The sequence below is a fragment of the Nonomuraea gerenzanensis genome (genome assembly GCF_020215645.1).
GTDB lineage: Bacteria > Actinomycetota > Actinomycetes > Streptosporangiales > Streptosporangiaceae > Nonomuraea > Nonomuraea gerenzanensis.
Window position 1 is genome coordinate 10,995,693 of the sequence record NZ_CP084058.1, and the last position, 17,839, is coordinate 11,013,531.

Here is a 17,839-nt window from a genome sequence, read left to right on the forward strand (position 1 = left end):
CTTCAGAGGCAGTGTTCTACTTAACAAGATACCTAGGTATCTAGCTTTGTAAACCAAGATAGCTGACTCGGATCGAGATTGCTTACAGGTTGCCCAGAGACCTAGGCATCTAGAAAGGCTAAAGTTGGGTCATGGCATCCACCGACCGACGCCGGCCGTACCTGCGAATCGCCGAGGACATCCGGCGCGACATCGCATCGGGCCGCTACGCGGTCGGCGAGCGCCTCCCCGTGGCCCGCGAGCTGGCCGAACGGTACGGCGTTGCCATGATGACGATCGGCAACGCCCTAGCCGTCCTACGCGACGAAGGACTCATCGAGACCCGCCAGGGAGCCGGCAGCTTCGTCAGCCGGACCCCCGACGACGAGACCGCCGGCCCGACTCCCGGCGAGCACAGCGAAGAGTTCCGCATCATCTCCGAGCAGCTGAGCGAGATCCGTCAGCACATGCAGAAGCTGACAGTCAGGCTGGACGAGCTAGACGCCCGGACTCGTCCTGATCAAGCCGAGAAGTGATCCTCTCGGTGCGCCGCTGGAGTTCGGCCAGGTCGACCGTGATCTCCGCCAGCTCACGTAGCAGGATCTGTCGTTCGATCTCACTGAGACCCACGTACCACCCCATTGTGTAGGCAGGACGCCGAAGCGCCCCCGGGTTACCTGACAGGTGGGGAGCCATTGCGCGGACAGCCCTCCGTCTTCCGTGCTCACAGCAGCCGCATCGCCTTGGCGAGATTGAGAATCTCGCGCTGACGATGCAGGTTGCCGCTGTCCCTCAGGTCGCGCACGATGTTGCGGACCAGTGGACGGTTCCGGACGTGCTGAGGCGCGATCCGGTCGGCACGAAGCAGAGCGTCTGCCGCTTGGTTGTCCTTCCTGTTCATGTGGTAGCCCGCCGCGGTGCAGGTCCAGTAGTGGGCCTGGCGTTCGGACGAGGCGATCTGGGCGACTTCGACGTGTTCGGCCCGGGAGATGACCTCGCGGGGCCGGCCCAGCTCCATGCTCACCTCTACCGCGTGAATCGTGGTGTTCACCCGGTTGAACTGCGTCTGGAAGACGTTGCCGTCCCGCGGCAGCACCTCGGCGACCCTGCGAGCCTCCTCCAGGTGGCCCTCGGACTCTCGCTGGTCCCACAGCCGCGAGTACGCCACCGCGGCCCGCAGGTGCAGAGCGCCCCACATCGCCTTGATCGTGTCGCTCGCGCCTACGTGGGGTTCGATCTGGTCGATCGCCGACAGGGCCGCGTCCTTGGCCGGGTCAAGCTGCGCTTCGTGCAGCCATACACCACAGAGGTCCCAACTTGCGGCTGCGACCAGATCCGGGGCACCGACCCGTTGTGCGGCGACAAGCTCACGCTGCACGGCTGTCCAGCCCAGGTCATGATGCCCTAGTAGGTTGGACGACACCCGCGCCATGTGGCAGGCCCGCAGCATCAGCGCCTCGGCCCGTTCACGATCGGCTGACGAGTCGTTGGTAACGGCGATCAGGTCAGTGAGGATGCCGGGCAGCACCTCGCCCAAAGCGGTGAACCTGGCGTCCTGGCGCAGCTGCTCGGCGAGGCGCACGTTCGCCTCCAGCTCCTGCAGCGGCCGAGGTTCTCTTGCCCTCCCGAGCAGAACCCCGCTGGGCAGCGAAGCCTGTTGAAGCGCGAGCCGGAGCGCCGGCACCGCCGCGTGGCCGGAGTCGAGTTCCGTCGTCTCGTGCTGGTATGGCTGGCCGGTGAGCTCGGCGACCTCCACCCCGAGCACCTCGGCGAGTTGCCCGACCACACTCATGCGGTCCAGCGGCAGCCGCCCGTTCTCCACTTTCGACAGCCAGGAGACGGACCGGCCGACCTTCTCAGCGAGGGTGGCCTGATCCCACCCCTTGCGGTGACGCGCCCGCGCGATCCGCTGGCCCTGCGTCGCGTACTCTGTTGCCACGTCCGAGCCCCTCCCTCTCGCCGTCGCTTGCTTCGACGATAAGACGGGCGACCTGCGTCACTGGCAGAAAAACTGCCAGTCGGCGGGCATGCGAAACCGCAGGTCGGCCTTCGACCTGCGGAAACGCTCGTCACAGATCAGTCTCAGATTGTGACGCTACGTGTGCGTGGCCTACGAGGTTCGGCGCGTCCTCACCTCGCTTCGCCGTTGATGAGCTGTCGCCACAGCGTCTCGGCGGCACTGACCTTGATGCGCGGGCTCTCGGCGATGAGCCACGGAGAGACCGACCGGTCGTACCGCCGAATGAAGCCCTGCCCGCCGGCCCGGCAGTCCTCGAAGACCATCGACAGGCATTCGCAGGTGTAGCCCCGGACGCGCGCCGGAAGCGGGCGGTCTTCAACCTCGGCCCAGCTGACCGGCACCGCGTCCGGCCGCGGCGAGGCGGGGTGCGTGCCGTGAAAGTCGTCGTCATCTGCCACAGGGCTCACCGTCCTTCATGAAGAGCGATCACCAACAGAGCGCCGGCGGCACTCATGGAGACCGTGATCGATGAACAGGCGTTGGTGAGCGAGGAGCCATCTCCAGTCGCGGCGTGCGCACTCTCGGAGCGGCAGGCCGGAGCACAGCCGCGAAGCCCCACCCGGCGGGGCACTGGACCAGCACTCACCAACGCCATATCTCCAAGCTAGCAAGCCTGTAACCCCCTGTCTACTCCATGGAACTTCATGAAGCTCCAGGATCCGACGTGAAGGGCCGTGAAACGCCCTCCTACTCTCATACTGTGGCCAGATATGTCGAGCACACGCGCACCTGGGAGTTCGACGAGGACCGTTCCCGTTGGGAGCAGATCCTCGAAGTCCTGAACCAGCGCATCGACTCGGGCGAGTGGGGGCCCAAGTTCAAGATCTCCGAGGTCAAGCTCATGGAAGAGTTCGGAGTCGCCCGCCCCACCATACGCAAGGCCATGGAACGCCTCAGAAGCGCGGGCAAGATCTACACCGTCCCCAACCTGGGCAGCTTCGTCAAAACCGGCAGCGAGGCCGAGTAGAGCAAGAACGCCAACGTCCTCAAGGAGAGCGCCTCCGCGGAGTAGGCTCCGGGGACGTGAGCCAGCGGATCGACTACTACAACGACCCGAGAGCGCCAGCCGCCAACAGCCTCGTTCCTTCCGTGAATGTCGTCGTCACCAACGAGGCCGGCGAGCTGCTGCTCATCCGCCGCTCCGACAACAACAACTGGGCCCTACCCGGTGGCGCCATCGACCTCGGCGAGTCCATCCCTCAGGCCGCCATCCGCGAGACCCTCGAAGAGACCGGGATCACCTGCGAGATCACGGGGCTGGTCGGCACATACAGCAACCCCGGCCACGTCATTCACCACACCGGCAACGACGAGGTCCGCCAGGAGTTCTCTCTCGTCCTTACGGCGCGACCCGTGAGCGGCGAGCCGACTCCGAGCCCAGAATCCCGAGAGGTGCGCTGGGTGATGCCGGACGAACTCGACACCTACGACATGCACCGCTCCATGCGGCTGAGAATAGGCCACTTCCTGCAGGGCAACTGTCCCCACATCGGCTGAACCGGGCGCAGTCGATGGCACGCAGCTGCAACCGCGACGACCAGCCACCGCCCCTTGGCCTCCGTACACCGCTCTCAGGTGAAATGACCGCATCGGAAGCCAGCCTCCCAGGTCTGCCGTCGCCCGCCGACCCTTCGGACGACAACGCAGCCGACCAGCTGATCGAACACACCCTGCTCGAAGTCACAGGCCACCCAGCCAAGGCCGAGGCGGACATACTCCTCAACGGTGTCATTGACGCGTGGCGACGCCACCAGGGCCGCGGCAGCTCGAAGCCAACCCTCACACTCGTCGCCGGCTACGCCGGATCGGGCAAGACCGAGTTCTCCCGGTTCCTCTCCTATCTCACTGGCTGGCCCCTCCTCGACAAGGACACCTTGACCCGCCCTCTGGTCGAGCGGCTCCTTGCCTCTCTCGGCGGCGACCCTGACGACCGGCACACGGAGCTGTACCTGCGCGAGGTGCGACCGTTGGAGTACCGCTGCATGATGGAGACCGCCTTCGACAACCTGAGCGCGGGGACCTCCGCGATCCTGTCGGCTCCGTTCATCGCCGAGCTGGCCGACCCCAACTGGGTGTCTCACCTGATCAATCGCTGCGCCGCCGGGGGCGTCGACGTGGCGGTGGTGTGGGTGCGATGCGACGCCGCATCCATGCGCAAGCACATCGAACTCCGCGGCGACCCGCGCGATGCGTGGAAGCTCCAGAACTGGGAGGCGTACGCCGACACCCTCAACACCGAGACTCACCCCTCCACCGCCCACGTCGTCGTCGACAATCGGCTCGGCACCGCAATCGCTCTCGTCCACCAAGCACGCAAGAAGCTGAACCGGATCCTCGCGGGACTGGAGCTGCCCTGAGCGACGAACCTCAGCAAGGCGTCAAGCATCAACCGAGCTTCCTTGGGACCAGCAAGAGCGCAGGTACAGACCATGATCACAAAGCTCGCCGCCTGGATGAGACTTTTCTCTACGGTTTCAAGGGCGGCCCGCAGCGCGGCCCGCCGGGCGGTCTGCGTGCCCGGCTGCGGCTCTGCGGCCGGTCCGGGCACGCACCGCCACCGCGTGTCCAGGCACACGGGAGAAGCACTGAGCGCCGTGACGATCGCTCACTTCGGCACTCATATCCTGGGCTGGGGCGATCGGCTGCCGCAGACCGACTTTGTCGGTCCTTGCCACTGAACAACAGGGCTAGCCGAGCGCGTCGGACCCGCGGGCGTCGATAACTGATCCCCAGGCTATGAGCATGAACCGGCGAAACTCAGTCGAGCCCGAAGCAAGCAAGGCATACCCGGGCCGGCACAGTTGATCCGTCCATTGTCGATCGGGCAAGCTGTCGGTTCAGGGCCTGCCAGGATAACGGTGCAGGCGATCCCCCTTGTGGTGCCACTGGCTGTAGCCCCTCATACGCCCTGCAGAACAGGGCAGATGCTATCCACGCGACCTGCACGGCCGCGTTGCTGTCACGAATCAGCGATGACCCAACGGATCACCAAGCCGGTCCGCGCAGCCAGCACATCGACACCTACCTCTTCCTTCGCCTGCTCCAGCTACGAGCACATCCAGCTCGGCAGATGCCACTCCATGGAGGGTACACGAGGGCACCCACGACACTAGGCTTGCGAAGCAAGATGATCAGCGGCACGATGGCAATGCCACTGACACTACGAGCCTGCTCGGCGAACCATGAGAGTGGAGCAAAGTGCGCGCACCGCTGAACGCCTCTGCCACAACCGCAGGTAGCCTACTTGCCGGTGCCACCTTTCAAATCCCTGCATATCAGCGTGACTATGCATGGGACGACGCCGAGGTCGCAGAATTCTGGAATGATATATCTCACGCCGTCGAACAAGGGCCATATTTTCTCGGGCTGATCATTCTTACTGGCGAAGAGAAGCGGAAGCAGGTCGTCGACGGCCAACAACGGCTGCTCACACTAACGCTTTTGGCGGCAGCGCTGCGACATGCTGCTGTATCAATTGGACGCAAAGCGCTCGCGGACAGGATCTACTCCAATCTGTTGAGGTCGATGGACTATTCGACAGATGAAATGGTTCCACGCATTATTCTTACCGATACTAAAGCAGACGAAGCCCTCCAATCCATCGTAGACCATGATCGCGTTGATAGTGATCTCCTATCGAAAGGGTCATCAGCAGAGCACCTCTGGAGCGCCTATCAATATTTGCGTGACAGGCTAAGGCAGGAAGGTGGCCATGAGGGTTTCCGTCAACTTGGCGCATGGGCTGAATTCATCAACGAGCAGCTCTATGTCGCGGTTTTTGAGCATCCTGATGAGGCTGCCGCTTACAGCGTGTTCGAAGTAGTCAATACTCGTGGCCGGCAGCTGACCACTGCGGACCTTCTGAAAAATTTTGTACTACGCGAAACACCCGCCACCATGCGTGAAGCTCGATACGCACAATGGCATCAGACTTCGGGGCAGTTTCAGCAGCTAGGCGGCCAAAACTTTGTGCAGTACATCCGGCATGTCATAAACTTGAGCGCTGGCTATGTCCTACCGAAGGATCTCTACAACTACATAGCCCGTAGAGGAGAGTTCGCCCTAGCCAAGGAGATGTCAATTGACAAGCTGATGGAGCAGCTTCAAACAAATCTTCCACTTTATCTGCAGATGATAGACCCAACACTGGACGGTCCGGCAGAAGCTGACGCCTTGGGCATATTTGCTGCACTGAACGAACTAAGAGTATCTGCAGTCCGGCCTCTACTCTTGGCCATCAGTGGCACCGACGACGCGGTTCTCGGGATGCAGCAAGTACTGCGCCTCATCGTTAAGAGAATAATCGTAGGAAATCTTGGGGCTAGCAGTGTCGAGAGGAAGTTTGCAGAGGCTGCACACGCAGTTTACCAATACGGTTCCTGGCATCCTGGCATCGATATCCTCCGGGATCTAGATCACCCTCGACGTGACTTCATATCCGTACTTGGGCGCCGCAGTTACAACCGAGACGTTCTAACCTTTATTAGAAGATCAATCGTTTGCAGCTCGATAACTCCGAAGCCGATCGGAACACTTCAATATCTGCGCCCGCGCCAGTCCGTCCCCAATTGGTCTGAATTCAGTGATGATTATATAGCATCCTTGGGCTCAACTGTCGGAAACACGATCCTAGTTAACATCGATAGACGTCCTCGCGGAGCTAATTCTTGGGAAGGCGTGCGACAGCACTTGCTAAGTCAAGCCGTCGATGGTGAGATAACCTCACCTCTGCAGGAGTACTCTTCGTGGACTCCGGACTCCGTGCAGGAAGTTAGCTCTATCCTTGCAGAGGCTGCAGCTGATGTCTGGTGCTGAAGGCGTGTACGAGAACGAACTCAAGCTTCTGGAGCAAGTCCTCGATCGTCAGGCCGTTGTCGATCCGCTTAGCGCGCTGGCGGGCGCTATAAACGTCCCGGTAGATCCTCCGAACGATCTTACAAAGATTGCGTTCGGGATTGATTCGAGTGTGTTCTTGCGCCTAACAGAAGACCCGCGTGGAGCCGATATCCTCGACTATTTAACTACGCACCCTGCTCCGCTCGTCTTGCCAGGGCAAGCCGTCCAGGAGTTCTGGAATAATCGGCAGGCGACGCTCAAATTCAGCAAGCAGATTGCGACAAAATTCTCTGAGCTCTCAAGCTACGTGAGTAAGGTCGACTCAAATTATGGCGAGTTCGAAGAACGGTTCAAGTCGTTAATGACTTCGTTCGATAGCCAGTTTGGCTATACATATCAAGAACAGATATTGACCCGAGTCATGAAAATGCTGGAGCTTCTTCAAGAGCACGCGCACTGTAGTTCCGTTCCAAGATCACGCTTCACGAATCAAGCCCGCCTGCGGAAGTTAACGAGGACGCCCCCCGGATTTGAGGATACAGGTGACGGCGACTTCTTCGTTTGGGCGGATTTCCTCTTCGGGCTACTTGTATGCAAGCAGAAAAAGGAGGTGCAAGACTTCGAACATATTGTGTTATTAACGAACGACACGAAGAAGGACTGGAGTACCTCTGGAGTCCCACATCCGGTCCTGACCGCAGAGGTCCAGTCTCTCTTTTCTGTTCCATTCAGTGTCTGGGAATTGAAGACTTTCTCGACAAGGGTCGGAAAGTTCTATTCACAATGACGGCCTGAAGGATCGAGATTTGCTGCCTTTATAGTGCGAGGTAGAGTAAATCAGCTAGCTCGGGCCAAATGATTCATTCCAAATGGCGCACGCACCACTTTCTCGCTACTCGAAAGAGGTCTCGTTCTAGCTAAACGGTGGAAAGACAGATTACATAGTCAACACGCAAGGCTAAACAAGAGCAACTTTTATTAGATCATCCACGGATGATAGGTCGCGTCGTCCTGCAAGGTAGCCGATGCCGCGATGCAAGTGTGTGACGAGAGTCTTCAGGCAGGCATCTTCGGTGGGTTCACTGCCATCACGTAGACATCGGAATTTAATCAAGGCCATGTAGATGTCGCCATAGGGGCCAGCGAAAGTTCGCCAAGACATCTCAATGTTGGAATCAGTAACAATATCTCGTACTAGCGGAGGGGTCTCGTCCTGCAACGATATAGCTAGTGCCCAGCGACACAAAACGTTCCAGTGCTTTATCCCTGTGATCCTTTTAAGCTTGATCAGCTGATCCTTTGCTGGCTGAGACAATCGAATTGTATCAAGCGACATACCGAGTCTTCCCCCATCCGTATCCGCGTTCGATCGTTGTTGTAAACGTCGTGTCGTTATGAACCAAGGTGTATGTCTGGGCTATCGACGGGATAAGGCGCTTCAACAACTCATCATCGATCTCTTCGTCTGTCGACAGCAGAAGCACTTGATGGCTCGCTTGAGGGAAGTAGCGTTCAACAAGATTCTGCCGGTGTCGACTATCTAGCCGGCCCAACGGTGTATCGATAACGCTCGGGAGCCTGTTGCCCGCTACACGAGCTAGGCCCCAGAGGAGGGATACCGCTAGGAGCTGACGCTCGCCAGCGCTCAGACGGGCCGGGTTAAGGTCCTCACCGTCCGCACCAACCAAGGTCAAAGTAAACTTGCCAGTGTCGATACGCAGATCTTTGACCAAGCCATCCTTGCGCATTAGCCGGTTGAAACTGTCTAGTACAGCTACCTCCAACCGACTGATGTGACGTTGCAGCAGGAGCTCTCCGAACTTGTCCAGGGTGTTACGAGCGCGGTTGGAGTAAGAAACCACACGGGACCGATGCTCGATCTCGGCTAGTCCCTTAGCTCGTTTGGCATAAGCCTTCTCTCGGGTCGCCTCCAGCTGTGCCTGTTCACGGACGCGTGCAGCATAAGCCTCCTCTGTTGCGCGCAGTTCCCTCTCTAGATCGTCCACGCGCCGACGGACCTTGTCCTGTCGGGCGATCAAGTCCGCGATAGCGTCTTCTTCTGGAACGCCAGCCAACTGTCGATCTAGCCCATCGAGCTGTGCTCTGAGTTCCCCCGACTCATTGAGCAGCTCTTCCGCACGTTGAGATTCAGTCTCAGCAACTTGGTCGAGAGAGCCAAGCTGCTGAATACCTGTCGCCGACATCTGGATCACCCTAGGAAGGCTTGCGTCGCCGGCGCGCTGAGCACGGTCCTCTTCCATGAACTGCGCGATCTGCTCAAATTGGGCTTCCGGTATGCTGCTGCCCAATAGCGAGAGAATCTCCTTGTCCCGCCTGTGTAGAGCGTCGAGTAGCTGCTCCGCTCGCACCGCATCTTCCTCTCGAGCTACCTGCACTCGCAGTGCCTCCAGCTGGCCCTTGAGGAGGAGAAGTGGTAGCGGTCCTGCGGCGACTGTGTTAGCGAGAGTCGCAGTCACGGCTTCAAGCCGGTTTTTCACGTGCGCACTCCGCGCTTCAAGCTCGGCACGGCGGCGGAACAAGTCTCCGCCTTCCTTTGCAAACGCGGCGTCGATGGCCTTTAGTTCCTTCTTCCCGTGTAGCAGACCAGCCTTCGCCGAAGCGACTCGCTGATAAGCATCTGCTCTGGCCACCTCGTTCTCCTCAAGCTGCGCTTCGATAGCGTGGATCACGTCGAGTGCAGCCTTGTCCTCTCTGCCCACCTTTTGGCGGCGTTGAAGGGCAAGCAGATCGGTGCGCAGCTGTTCGACTGTACTGACACCTAGGAGCGATTGAACCGCCGACTCGATCACCGGAGCGGCCCGTTCAGGATCCGCGAGCGATTCGATCTTCTCGCCATCGAAAAAGAAGAGAGAGGCGACTTCCAGCGGTAGAAGATCCTCTACATAGTTCGCCCATGTTTCGCTGACGGTCTTATCATGTTCACCGTTGACGAAGATCGCTAGCGACTCGCGGAGAGTCTTTCCCGTGATGGACCAGGTTCGCTCAATGCGGTAATGACGTTGCTCCCCTTCAATTGTGGTCGAGAACCAGAGCTTCACGCCTGCCTGCTTCGGCATGGCTTGGCGATTTACACTGTCGCGAAGGAACGCGTCGTAGGAGCGATTCCCTCTACCACTGCACCGTGCCCGGGAGCCGTACAATGCGAGTTGGATTGCATCCAGCAGCGTCGTCTTCCCGCAGCCGTTGAGGCCGCCGATCAGGATGATGGGCTTGCCAGGCTTGGGATTCAGAGAGAGAACCTGCTTACCGCGGTACGCTCCGAAGTTCTCAAGAGTGATCTCATGCAGGAGCATCGGTGATCTCTTCATCCAGGCCGAGAAGGGCAGGGGCGATCTTGTTCTGCTGATTGCGCTTGGCTAGCTCAACCGCGTCCTTCTCATCCGTGTAGTAGCCCCTCTTAATCGCCTTCTCAAGTGCTTCAAAGAGACCTGATCGACGAGTCATTGTGCGGAATTGTCGCTCGACCGCGAGGAGCTCACGCATCGTCTCAAAGTGCAGCTCATCTCCTTCACAGACCTCACGAAGCAGCTCTACCTCATCCATCGCTACTGCGAGGTGCTGGTCGAGTGGACCGCCGGGGAACTCCTCGCCCGTCTCCTGCTTGTAGATCTGGGGCAGCGAATCCTCGACCTCATGCTTCTCGAAGACCCAGATGCGTCGGATCTCATGCAGCTCATTCATGGTGATCAGCTCGATGTCCCGCACATGCTCTGGAGCGTTCTTCCGAATCCAGGTCTGCGCATTGAGAAGTTTACGAAGCCACTCCTCACGGGCTTTCTGGGTGTACGGTCCAGGAACGTTGCGGTCGTGGAAGAGTTGGATCGTGCCGTTCATCTTCCGAAAGTCGCGCAAGTGGCTGTCATCGGGAGCGTCGAGCTCGTCTCGTAGCTCCAGGAGCGGAAGCATCCACTCCTTCTCCTCGTCGTTCTGGATCATCGCCGACATGGACTTGTCCTTATCAACGAGCGTGCACGTCCAACAGCCGAACCGGCTGTCACCACAGGACGGCGTGGTGTTATCCACCACAAGTGGGCATTCTCCGTCGCTCGAGGCCCCCTGATACATGGTGAGGAGGTCCTTATTCGGGTGTCCCCAGGGGTTAGGCTGCTGCATCAAGAACGTCCAGACCTCGTCGTTGCTCCATGCCTCGACGGGGCTGTAGACAAGGGAGTTGGGAAGATTGCCATTGGGCGAGAGACGGTCTCGGACACGGCGCTTCTCGTGGCGCTCCATCACCCGGGCCCGTGCCTGGCTCTCGGCTTTGCGGATGCCCAAGACCAAGATCGCCTCGCCGTGATCATGCACGACTCGGCGGATAAACGAATTGGAAGGCTTGATCTTCAAGCGTTCGGTGCACCAGCGAAACTTCGGCTTAGGAGCTGGGTATCCCTTGCCGATCAGGCCAACCCAGAAGGTGTCTTTCACATCGGGCACCAGTCGATTCGGCTCGATCGGAAGCTGCTGCTTCTCTGCCGCCCTACGCATAGTTTCCAGCGATTGGGTCACCCAAGCAGCCACGACCGGGTTCTCAACTAGGGTATCCGTGCTGATGACATAGACCGGCTTGGTGCGCTGGTCGGGCTCTAGGCCCTGTAGTGCCAGCCACACGAGTTGAAGCACCGCGGTGGAATCTTTGCCTCCGCTATAACCTACGACCCAAGGAACCTGATCGGCCAGATAGAGCTCACGGATCTCTGCAGTTAGTCCGCTCACCACCGCGGCGAGGCCGCCTTGAGTCTCAAAGGGCACGGCTCGTCGAGTGGGAGTGTTCAACATGACTGCACTGCGCGTCGGGGTGCTCATCGCTCTCCTCGCTGGTAGGCGTCTTCTGCCTGCTGCTCATCGGCAGTCAGTTCGAGACCGAGCTGCTTGCGCAGGTAATTCACGGTAAGTACGACGTTCTGATGATTCTTGGACACACGGCCACCGATAATCGCACGCCCCTCCCAGTCAGGATTGGTCCGTGACCAATCCACGTCCCGAAGCGGTGTCAGCCGCGGCTTCCACTCCTCTGGATCAAGGGAATCGCGAAGCAGCGTGTTCCCGAGCAGCCCTAGCGCATGGAGCGCGATCCCATGCGTATGCAGGTACTGCTTGCGCACCTCGGAGGCGGACAAAGATCGTCTCCGCACCTCTCCCCAGTCCGGCATGAGATCATCTATGGCTTCCCAGTAGCCCCACGACAGGCGCTCCCCATCCTTGCCATTGGTCAGCTCCAGCCCCTGAAGAAGGGCGCTCATCGCCGAGTACAGCGCGCTAAGCGTGAAGAGCTTGCGCGACCTGGCTGAAAGGTTGCTGCTCTCCATCTCTACGAAGTTGCGGAACACCGGGCACTTCAGCGCAAGCAGCCGTGTCAGCTGCGAGAGCTCATCCCGATGGTCGTAGAGAACGCCTATGGAACGGGCCGGCCGAACGGCATGTCGGTTCAGGTCAGCGAACATCTGCTGGCTGCGCTCAAGACCCGCGTCGTGGAAGAAGACGACAGCGATGGTTTCATCGCCGAGCGATGGGTTCTCTTTGAGCGCCGCCTCGATCGCTGCACGCCGGTGCTGGCCATCGTTGATCAAAAAGCGCGATGCCATCGGGATGTGCAGCTGACCGACACGCAAACCCGGCCCTTGATCCGCGACCCCCACGAAGCGTATGGCGCCATCAACGGAGGCGGTTAGCGCAGAAAAGACGTAATCGTCAGGGTTATCCAAGATGTACCGCGCGAGCGCTGGAACTCGTCCCCTGTTCAGGACTCGCTGCGCCCGAACCTCCGGCGCCAGCTCGTCCTCATCGAACAAGAAGATCTTGGGAATGAGACGCAAGGGACACATGGATGCGTAGTACTCGCGCCCTGCCTGCACACCGCGGATGGCTGGGAAGGTGTACTCGAAGCCTGCAGTTGTGGCGTCTCCGCCTTGCTGTGTCAGCGCGTGTGCTCCCACAAGGTCCACGGTACCGTAAGTACGTGTACGTTTTAACGTACGCACGTGATTCGGGGGTCAACAACTACGAGAGCAGGTGTGCACGTGGTCGCCTACCTGGATGCCGCTGCAACGACGCGGGTGTTCCCAGAGGTCGCGGAGGTCGTCCTGCACTGGATGTCCCAAGACTTCGGGAACGCAGGCTCGCGTACGCATGAGTATGGAACTCGCGCCAAGAAGGCGGTAGCGCGCGCCCGCGAGGGCATCGCAGCCCACCTCTCTGCTCGCCCGGATGAGTTGATCTTCACTAGCGGTGCAACCGAGAGCAACAACATTGCCATCCTTGGCCTAGCCCCCTTCGGCGCCCAGAGCGATCGCCGTCATATCATCAGCACCGCAATTGAGCACAAGGCCGTCCTGGAGCCACTTGAGCACCTGCAGTCACGGGGTTTCGAGGTCGAACTGATCGAACCGGGGCCTTCTGGCCGGGTGAGTACAGAAGCTGTACTGGAACGGCTCCGTCCCGACACGCTGCTTGTGTCTGTCATGCAGGTCAACAACGAGACGGGCGTCATCCAGCCAGTCGCCGAGCTGGCTGAGCATCTCCGCTCCACTGCCACCTTTCTTCATGTCGATGCAGCTCAAGGCTTCGGCAAGCGGCCGGACGACCTTCGTGTACCGATCGATCTCGTCAGCTTCAGCGGGCACAAGATCGGAGCCCCCAAGGGGATCGGCGGGCTGCTTATCAGACGTCGAGGGCGGGACTCCGTACCACTAACCCCGCTGATGTACGGAGGGGGCCAGGAACGCAAGCTCCGTCCGGGCACACTTCCGGTTCCGCTCATCATGGGTCTGTCCAAGGCTCTTGAGGTGTTCGATAGGGAGCGTAGCCAGTGGCTGGAAACGGCCGGCGAGTTCCGGACCCGACTGCTGGAGGGACTCAGCAAAACTCGGTTCACTCTTCATGGCGATCAAGAGAACGTGGTCCCGCACATCCTCAACCTGTCGTTCGACGGTGTGGACACTGAGGCTTTGATCTTGCAGCTGAAGAACTACGCTGCGGTGGCCACCGGGTCCGCCTGCACGAGTGCGTCATACACGCCAAGCCACGTCCTTGCGGCGATGGGGCTGCCCCAGGAACAGGCCAACAATGGACTGCGCCTCTCGTGGTTCCCTGATCAGGCCCAGGCACTGGACGTCGACGAGTTCGCAAGCATCATCGCCGAGTACCAAGCCGGCATCGCACCGCTTAGTGCCTCTTGATCAGGCGGTGACCACGGAGCTGGCGCCGGCAGCGGATGAGCTCGGCCTCCCAGCCCTGCTCTGTCCCGATGAGATGGGGATTGGCGTAGAGGCCTGCTCGCAGCTCGCTGTCGGTAAGTCGCCGGCACTTCGGGACATCCGGGTCATCCGGATGGAGAAACTCATGTTTGCGATGGAGCAGAGGCCTATTCTCCGACTGCTCGTAGGACATGTGCGAGGTCTTAAACGTAGTGAGATCAACCATATATGACGATCGCAGCCGCGGATGCGGATCCGTGTCGAACTCCGGATACTCCAGCCAACTCACGCCCCTACCCTGATGGCGCAGCTTGGCCAGTGTCCACTCCTGCGGACGTCCTGCCGCCAGCGAAGCGCAATGCTCATATAGGCGCAGCACCACGGGCATGTGATCAATCGCCCGGCGATGCACGTACAGGGCTGTTGGGGTGAGCTTGCCAACCTTCGACCCGTTCATCGCGCCACGGACATAGACGTCGTCACGCAGCTTGAGCAGCAGACGGTCGGACCGCCTACATGCTTCCTTGTAGGAACTGAAGAACGCTCTCACGTCGAGCTGCACAGGAAGCGGGAGGCATCCGAACGGGCCACGTCCGTTGAACAGCTCCACCCCAAGGAACAGCAGCGTGGTCAAGGTCGATCTCTTCGCAGCTTCCGCAACCCTTTCGGGGTCGGCGGACGCCCGGACAATCCGCTGCAGTTCGGCGGTGTTGAGATGCGCCAGGAGCTCCACCATCTGCGCCGGCATCTCCTCCACTCGTGGCGCTCTCCCGCGTTGCTCTGTGTAGTCGACTATGGAGGCGATCGCCGATGCCGCGTCGTCCGAGGTTAGCCAGATGGCCGCGGGCGCAATCCGACGAGCAAGGTAGCTTAGGCGCGCCTCATCCCGCTTGAACGCGTAGACGATTCCGGGAGCGGCGGAGACGCACCGAACGCCTGTGACGTCCTCAACGTAACCTCGGAGCTCGCCAGCACTGAACAAATGCTGAAATGTCCGCCGACTGGTAAGCACGCCGTCCCCGAAGCCTGTGCCCTTGACCTTGGACTTCTCCCAGGTGAGCCGAGTGGAGACCACCAAGGTCTCCTTGGCAAGTTCCCATGCCTTGTCGAGCGTACGACGCCGCTCCTCCGAGTCCTCGATGATGTTGAGGACATAGGTCAGCAGCACGACATCCGATGGGTCGAGGCTGCCTTCGGGGTGATAGTGGGGGTCCCAGCCAACCGCCCTCCTTGCGATCCCCTGTAGAGCCCGGACATCATCCCCTCGTCCGCACCCATAGTCCAGAACCGACGAGTCAGATGTAATGTGCTGATCCACCACAGCCTGACGTGCGGGTACGGAAAGTCCCGTCCTGCCGATCGCGGTCAGGCGACGCTCGGTCGCCCAAGCGCCGCCCATCTGCTCTATGAGAGTCACACGCCCATCATGAAGCTCAGAACTGAACCGTGCTGGGATTGACGAAGATCTCATTGCGCCGCGGGTTTCGTGCAGTGGACCACCTGTGACTGTCAGGCCAGCTGGGCTTTTCGTGAACCACCTCGTAGCAGTCAGTCACCAAGAAGGTCGTCAAGGCTGGTAACCCGGCCATTCTCGGACGTGCTGTCGTCCTCCTCATCAGTCACCGCATCATTGTTTTCAGAGGAGAGCCCGTCAGCAGCAACAGCTGCCGGGGGTTTCGCAAGCGATGAGAGCCAGTCCTCATACATGTCTTCAGACAGGTAGAACCAATCCCTCAGCGCCCGCTTGATGGAAGAGCTTGCGGCCTGCTGCGCATCGACGCGGAGCTTTGCCTCAGCAGCACCTGGCTTGTTGATTTTTAGAGCCTTGAGTTGCTGATCGGTACACAGCTTCAGGTACAGCTCACGGGCCGCACTAATCATCCGGTCAAATCCGGAACGATCCGGGAACCACGGCGCAATTTGTTCCCAACCAGCCGGAGTATCGAGCGCCTGCATCCAGAAGTATCGGAAGAACACCGACTGCGCCATGTCCATGTTTCCGATCTGATTCAGCGGATGGTTTACTTCAGCCTTATTGAAGGCCAGCCTACGATCCTTCGCCTTACCGTGATCTTGTGAGAAGTAGGCATTCCACCCCTTCACCAGCGCGTCGGAAAATGCGGGCAGGTCCTTGATGTCCGCACCGCCAGACTGCTCCTTGCGAAGTTGCCACACCGAGCCAAGGGTCAGCACCAAGCCGAGCTGACAGGCATGTGTATTGAACACCGCGTAGGCAGCCTTCGACCTCTTAAGGGCCTCAGGCTTACCGGAATCCAAAAACTCCACCGCCCGATAGGTCTCGAAGTTCTCCTCACGGATTTTCAGGGCCTCCCAAGCCTTGATCACATCCGACTTGGTGGTCCGGGTTCCATGCGGCTTCGTGTCCTGGTAGTGCTCATAGCTGTCCCGCAGTGTCCAGAAGACGCCGACACCGCTGAAGAGCGCATCGTGGGCGAGGGTCAACCCGGTGTCGTCGACATGCCAGTCGTCCTTCAGACGGGTCAAGGCTTTCGCATGGGCAGCGTACGGGGCGGTCTTCGACAGGACCGTGAGAATGGCGCATCCCCAGGTCTCGGCAAACCGATTGCTGATCGTTTCCGCTAGACCGATGGGAAACTCGGAATTACCGAGGTTTTCCCGTTGATAAGTGAAGCCACCATCCTCGAACTGGGCTGGGAAAAGGCTGGTCAAGTCCAGTTGTTCACGCATGAAGGCGTCTTGCACAGTAGGACTCTGACGGCTCCCGAACCTCAAGGTCACATCCTTGAGGTACTTCGGCGGACCAAATACGCAACGCTCCACCGTCGTCTTTAGAAGGTTGATGTTCGTCAGCACCGACCAGCGTGCGGGGCGACTGGAGTTAACCTCTGGGTTGTCATACTCGACCGCGTATAGCGGCAGATAGGACTCGTCCTGTCCATTCCGGAGTTCGCTAAGCAACCGTCGCGTCAGCACATTGCTCAACTCGGCGTCGGACAACAAGATGATGCGCGACTCGGATGGAGGTCGAGCCTCCTTATTGACGTCGACGAATAGCTTGCGTGCGGCCTCGTGCGGCTTGGCACCCTCACCGGTCTGGTCCGGGAACCAACAGACCGTTACCGGTACCTCGACCTTACTCAGTTCCAGTTCGCCCTGGCCGAAGTCTTGCAGCGCCTGCTTGACCTGATTCTCGTAGAATGACCTGAATCTCGCTCCCGCGGAGTTCTGCCAGCTATTCGTCGTCGTGCGCTCGACAGCGAGCAGCGCCATCGCCCGATGCTGACCATCCAAGACGACTAGCTGCGACTCGGTCCTGTTCCACCACAATTTGCCGACGTTCGCCGGATGCAGCCGATCATTTGTCCCGACAAGTCGTTGCACCTGAAACGAGGTCCCCGCCTGTTCCTGCGCCCATCTGGCACCGTCATCTTCGACCACCGTCGTCGCGCCCAAAGCCGAAAAGTGCGATGGGCGCTTATTGCGGAATGGCAGCAGCACCGCCACAATCGGGGGGAAGAACGCAGGCCCAGTCGCTTGGGGCTTCAGCAAGTAGGGGATCAGACTGACTGCGACCCGGTGGTCATCCAAGTCGCGTTGCAGGAGCTGATTGAAGTCGAGATCTCCGGCCTCCATGACTTCCCGGACCGGGGACAAACTCTTGGTGAGCTGACGTTCCGGATCGTCAGCGTCATCTCCGAGCCGCGCCTTGGTCATAATGTAGTCCACTCGGCCGGCGGGAGTGGAGAAGCTACCCCACGTGCCCTGCACGTAGTCACGGAACGTGAGCTTGGTACCTGAGCCGAACATC

The 17,839-nt window shown here is 59.8% G+C and carries 15 protein-coding genes; 7 read left to right on the forward strand and 8 right to left on the reverse strand.

The genetic code is table 11. The features are described from left to right. The first annotated feature begins 131 nt into the window (after positions 1 to 131). Positions 132 to 515: a GntR family transcriptional regulator gene (locus LCN96_RS51160; protein ID WP_080044968.1), complete on the forward strand. Its 384-nt coding sequence runs from the start codon at positions 132 to 134 to the stop codon at positions 513 to 515. Between the two features lie 188 nt (positions 516 to 703). Here LCN96_RS51160 and LCN96_RS51165 read toward each other — a convergent pair whose 3' ends face one another. Together LCN96_RS51165 and LCN96_RS51170 are read right to left on the reverse strand one after the other, a co-directional pair. Next, positions 704 to 1,918 carry a helix-turn-helix domain-containing protein gene (locus LCN96_RS51165; protein WP_225269626.1) on the reverse strand — a complete coding sequence of 405 codons (1,215 nt, stop codon included), beginning with the start codon at positions 1,916 to 1,918 and terminating at the stop codon, positions 704 to 706. Positions 1,919 to 2,109: 191 nt separating this feature from the next. Further along, complete coding sequence (locus LCN96_RS51170) at positions 2,110 to 2,397, reverse strand: hypothetical protein (protein WP_225269627.1); 288 nt, start codon at positions 2,395 to 2,397, stop codon at positions 2,110 to 2,112. 302 nt (positions 2,398 to 2,699) lie between these two features. On the opposite strand from LCN96_RS51170, the gene LCN96_RS51175 reads away from it, so the two are divergent. The 5 genes from LCN96_RS51175 to LCN96_RS51195 all read left to right on the forward strand — a co-directional run bounded on the left by LCN96_RS51175 (position 2,700) and on the right by LCN96_RS51195 (position 7,622). After that, positions 2,700 to 2,966, forward strand: a complete 267-nt coding sequence (locus LCN96_RS51175) for a GntR family transcriptional regulator (protein ID WP_225269628.1) — start codon at positions 2,700 to 2,702, stop codon at positions 2,964 to 2,966. Between the two features lie 56 nt (positions 2,967 to 3,022). Further along, positions 3,023 to 3,496: an NUDIX hydrolase gene (locus tag LCN96_RS51180; protein ID WP_225269629.1), complete on the forward strand. Its 474-nt coding sequence runs from the start codon at positions 3,023 to 3,025 to the stop codon at positions 3,494 to 3,496. Between the two features lie 83 nt (positions 3,497 to 3,579). After that, a complete protein-coding gene (locus tag LCN96_RS51185) occupies positions 3,580 to 4,356 on the forward strand; it encodes an AAA family ATPase (protein ID WP_225269630.1) in 777 nt (258 codons plus the stop codon). Between the two features lie 841 nt (positions 4,357 to 5,197). Continuing rightward, positions 5,198 to 6,814 (forward strand): DUF262 domain-containing protein, encoded by a 1,617-nt coding sequence (locus LCN96_RS51190; protein WP_225269631.1) that lies wholly within the window; start codon positions 5,198 to 5,200, stop codon positions 6,812 to 6,814. After that, complete coding sequence (locus tag LCN96_RS51195) at positions 6,801 to 7,622, forward strand: PIN-like domain-containing protein (RefSeq protein WP_225269632.1); 822 nt, start codon at positions 6,801 to 6,803, stop codon at positions 7,620 to 7,622. The genes LCN96_RS51190 and LCN96_RS51195 overlap by 14 nt, the downstream gene beginning before the upstream one ends. Positions 7,623 to 7,793: 171 nt before the next feature. Here LCN96_RS51195 and dndE read toward each other — a convergent pair whose 3' ends face one another. Genes dndE through dndB form a run of 4 tightly spaced genes read right to left on the reverse strand, consistent with a single transcriptional unit; the run spans position 7,794 to position 12,789 of the window. Then, positions 7,794 to 8,171: a DNA sulfur modification protein DndE gene (gene dndE, locus LCN96_RS51200; RefSeq protein ID WP_225269633.1), complete on the reverse strand. Its 378-nt coding sequence runs from the start codon at positions 8,169 to 8,171 to the stop codon at positions 7,794 to 7,796. Continuing rightward, complete coding sequence (dndD, locus tag LCN96_RS51205) at positions 8,161 to 10,149, reverse strand: DNA sulfur modification protein DndD (RefSeq protein ID WP_225269634.1); 1,989 nt, start codon at positions 10,147 to 10,149, stop codon at positions 8,161 to 8,163. The genes dndE and dndD overlap by 11 nt, the downstream gene beginning before the upstream one ends. Continuing rightward, positions 10,136 to 11,659 carry a DNA phosphorothioation system sulfurtransferase DndC gene (gene dndC, locus LCN96_RS51210; protein ID WP_225269635.1) on the reverse strand — a complete coding sequence of 508 codons (1,524 nt, stop codon included), beginning with the start codon at positions 11,657 to 11,659 and terminating at the stop codon, positions 10,136 to 10,138. The genes dndD and dndC overlap by 14 nt, the downstream gene beginning before the upstream one ends. Continuing rightward, complete coding sequence (dndB, locus tag LCN96_RS51215; RefSeq protein ID WP_225269636.1) at positions 11,656 to 12,789, reverse strand: DNA sulfur modification protein DndB; 1,134 nt, start codon at positions 12,787 to 12,789, stop codon at positions 11,656 to 11,658. The genes dndC and dndB overlap by 4 nt, the downstream gene beginning before the upstream one ends. Before the next feature lie 84 nt (positions 12,790 to 12,873). Between dndB and dndA the strand changes: the two genes are divergently transcribed. Further along, entirely contained in the window at positions 12,874 to 14,031 is a 1,158-nt protein-coding gene (gene dndA, locus LCN96_RS51220; RefSeq protein ID WP_225269637.1) for a cysteine desulfurase DndA, read from the forward strand. Here dndA and LCN96_RS51225 read toward each other — a convergent pair. Both LCN96_RS51225 and LCN96_RS51230 read right to left on the reverse strand, forming a co-directional pair. Beyond that, positions 14,018 to 15,466 carry a DNA phosphorothioation-associated putative methyltransferase gene (locus LCN96_RS51225; RefSeq protein ID WP_225269638.1) on the reverse strand — a complete coding sequence of 483 codons (1,449 nt, stop codon included), beginning with the start codon at positions 15,464 to 15,466 and terminating at the stop codon, positions 14,018 to 14,020. The two genes, dndA and LCN96_RS51225, sit on opposite strands and share 14 nt — an antisense overlap. A 131-nt stretch (positions 15,467 to 15,597) precedes the next feature. Then, entirely contained in the window at positions 15,598 to 17,838 is a 2,241-nt protein-coding gene (locus LCN96_RS51230; protein WP_225269639.1) for a ParB N-terminal domain-containing protein, read from the reverse strand. Position 17,839: the final 1 nt, after the last annotated feature.